This is a genomic window from Kitasatospora sp. NPDC057518, from assembly GCF_042802075.1.
In the GTDB taxonomy this organism is placed as follows: domain Bacteria; phylum Actinomycetota; class Actinomycetes; order Streptomycetales; family Streptomycetaceae; genus Kitasatospora.
In genome coordinates, this window is the sequence record NZ_JBHVEU010000696.1 from 1 (window position 1) to 2,751 (window position 2,751).

A 2,751-nucleotide genomic window follows, 5' to 3' on the forward strand; every position below is an offset into this window, starting at 1 on the left:
GCACCGGGCGGCGCGGCGGGCCCTCGACGACGGGCGCGCTACCGGCGGGCGGCGGCGACCGACCGGTCCTGGGAGTCCTCGCCCTGGTCGTCGTCGCCCCAGCCGTCACTGCGGTCGCGGTACAGGGTGAAGCGGTCGTACAGCACCGGCGTCGGGAGCGGGGCGGCGGCGGTGGCCGGGACGGAGTGGTAGTAGCTGACGGTGATGGCGGTCCGGCCGCCGGGCACCGTCCCCGGGTCGACGTCGAAGACCGCGACGCCGTAGGGGTAGCGGGTGTCCGGGTCGGTGACGGCGGACCAGTGGGCCTTCTCCTTGGCGTCCGGGTCGGCCTTGTAGGTGAGGCGCTGGGTGCGGACGGTGGCCTCGCGGACGCCGTCGGCGTCGGCGGGCAGGTAGACGTCGTCGTGCCCGGCGGTGCCGCCGCCGCCGAGGATCAGGTGGACGGTGCCCTGCGAGGTGTCGATCTGCCGCAGGTCGTCGTCGGCGACGGCCGGGGTGAGCAGGCCGCCCGGGGCCGTGCCGCGCACCGGGTGGGTGCGCTCGTAGTCGTGGTCGTGGCCGGCCAGCACGAGGTCGACGCTGTGGCGGTCGAGCAGCGGCAGCAGCTTCTCCCGGATGCCCATGTCGCCGCCGTGGCTCTGGGCGGAGGAGGACATCGCGAACTGGTGCAGGTAGACCACGATCCAGTCCACCGAGCTGCCGCCCCGCGCCCGCGACAACAGCCGGTCCAGCCAGCGGAGTTGGGCACCGTCGCTGTACCCGCTGATGTAGATCGACTGCCCGGTGGCGGGGTCGATGCTGGCGTCGTCCTCGACCGCGATCTCGTTGCCGTCCAGGCTGACGAAGAGCACCGAGCCGATCTGGAAGCCGTACCAGGTGCCGCAGTGGTCACGCGTGCCGTTGTCCGGCAGCTCGAAGCGGGTCAGGTAGGAGGCGTAGCCGAGCTCCCCGCCACCCGCCTCGACCTCGTGGTTCCCGGGTGTGGGCATCCACGGGCGGTGGGCGGCCGATGCGGACATGTTGTTCATGAACGCGTTCCAGGCCTGCGGCTGGCGCTGCGGGTTGTTGTTGGCGTACGCGAGGTCGCCGTTGAGCAGGTGGAACAGCGGGTCGAACCCCTCGACCTGACGGACCGCCGCCGCGCCGTGGATGGAGGACTTGCTGAACACGTTGTCGCCGGTGCCGAGGTCGCCGAAGCTGGTGAAGCGGAACGCGGCCCGGCCGGGCGCGGGGGCGGTGCGGAAGGTGCCGCGGACCGGCGGGGCGCCGTCGTGCAGCACCTCGTAGACGTACGTCGTGTCGGGCCGCAGGCCGTCCAGGCGGGCGTGGTGGGTGAAGGTCTCGACCTTGTTGAGGCCGTCCACGTAGCTGCGGCTGCGCGCGTGCACCGTCCGGCCGGCGCCTTCGCGCGGGGTGCCGATCCGCACCCGGGGACGGTTCACGGACGCCGCCGTCGCCCAGGAGACCGTCATCTCGCGGGAGGGCTCGTCGCCCCACTGGAGGTGGAGCTGCTCCGGGCCGGGCGTGCCGGCCACCGCCGGCTGGGTCCACAGCAGGGTGGACGCGGGCAGCGCGGCGAGCGCACCGGCCGCCGCACCGGTGCGAAGGACCGTCCTTCGAGACGTACGGGATGTGCGGGAAGTACGAGAGGGTTGTGCCGCCACTGCCGCCTCCTGGGCTCGGGGAAACGCCGAGGAGGCTCCCAGCCGCACCGCACGGCCGGGTCACGCCCAGCCGTGCGGACGGCGAACGGCAGCCGAACGGCGGGTGGCCGGGAACCCTCGGTGCACGACCTTGTCCCCGGTCGGCCGGGCGGCGCGGGAGCCCCGAGGTCGCGGCGCGCGGGCCGGGGCCGCGACGACGGCCGCCGGCGCCGGAAGCGGGCGGCAGGCGCACCAGCGGCGAGGTGACGAGGCACCAAAGCGACGAAACGGCAAGGCGACGAGGAGTACGGCCGGTCGGCCGCCGACCACCGGGGTGGCCCAGGGCCGCCGCGCGGGTGACCCGTCGGACGTGTCGTCCACGGAACGCACCGTCCGGCGTGCATGGGTGGGAGTGCGCCGCCCCCGTGGACGGCGCCGGTCTTGTCCCCGAGCCTGAGAGCCGCCCATGCCTCCCACCGTTCGCCTGCGCCGCATCGTCCCGACCGCGCTCTGCGCCCTCACCGTGGCCCTCGCCGCCCCCGCGGCCCACGCCGCGCCGCCAGGCCGCGACAGCCGGTCCGACCCCGGGAGGGAGGGCGGCGGCTCGTACGACTGGGACCGCGTGGCGGCCTGCGAGAGCAGCGGAAACTGGCGCATCAACAGCGGCAACGGCTACTACGGCGGCCTCCAGTTCGACCAGCCCACCTGGCGGGAGAACGGCGGCCTCGGCTACGCCCCGCGCGCCGACCTCGCCAGCCGCGAGCAGCAGATCGCCGTCGCCCAGCTCCTGGCCGAACGTCGCGGCCTCTCCCCCTGGCCCGTGTGCGGCGCCCGCGCCACCCACGGTCAGGGCCGCGACAACGCCCCGCCGCCCCCGGCCCACGCCCACACCCACACCCACGCCGCCCCGGTCGAGTCCGAGGACGGCACCTGGACGGTCCGCGAGAACGACACCCTCGCCGACCTCGCCGAGTCCCTGCGCGTCCCCGGCGGCTGGCCGGCGCTCTACGAGCTCAACCGCGACGCGGTCGGCGAGGACCCGGACCTCATCCATCCCGGACTGGTCCTCGAACTCCCCTCCTAGGACCGGTCGAACCCGACCGCCGCC

Annotated in this window: 2 protein-coding genes; one reads left to right on the top strand and one right to left on the bottom strand. The window is 74.8% G+C overall.

The genetic code is table 11. The annotated features are described in order from the left end of the window. Positions 1-38: 38 nt before the first annotated feature. Positions 39-1,535, bottom strand: a complete 1,497-nt coding sequence (locus ACFU7Z_RS38465; RefSeq protein ID WP_380782775.1) for a purple acid phosphatase family protein — start codon at positions 1,533-1,535, stop codon at positions 39-41. A 574-nt stretch (positions 1,536-2,109) separates the two neighbouring features. Between ACFU7Z_RS38465 and ACFU7Z_RS38470 the strand changes: the two genes are divergently transcribed. Next, positions 2,110-2,727 carry a transglycosylase family protein gene (locus tag ACFU7Z_RS38470; RefSeq protein ID WP_074002499.1) on the top strand — a complete coding sequence of 206 codons (618 nt, stop codon included), beginning with the start codon at positions 2,110-2,112 and terminating at the stop codon, positions 2,725-2,727. The last annotated feature ends 24 nt before the right edge of the window (positions 2,728-2,751 follow it).

Bases quoted from the DNA above. Each gene is read 5' to 3' on its own strand.
- ACFU7Z_RS38470 (WP_074002499.1), top strand. From the start codon at position 2,110: ATGCCTCCCACCGTTCGCCTGCGCCGCATCGTCCCGACCGCGCTCTGC.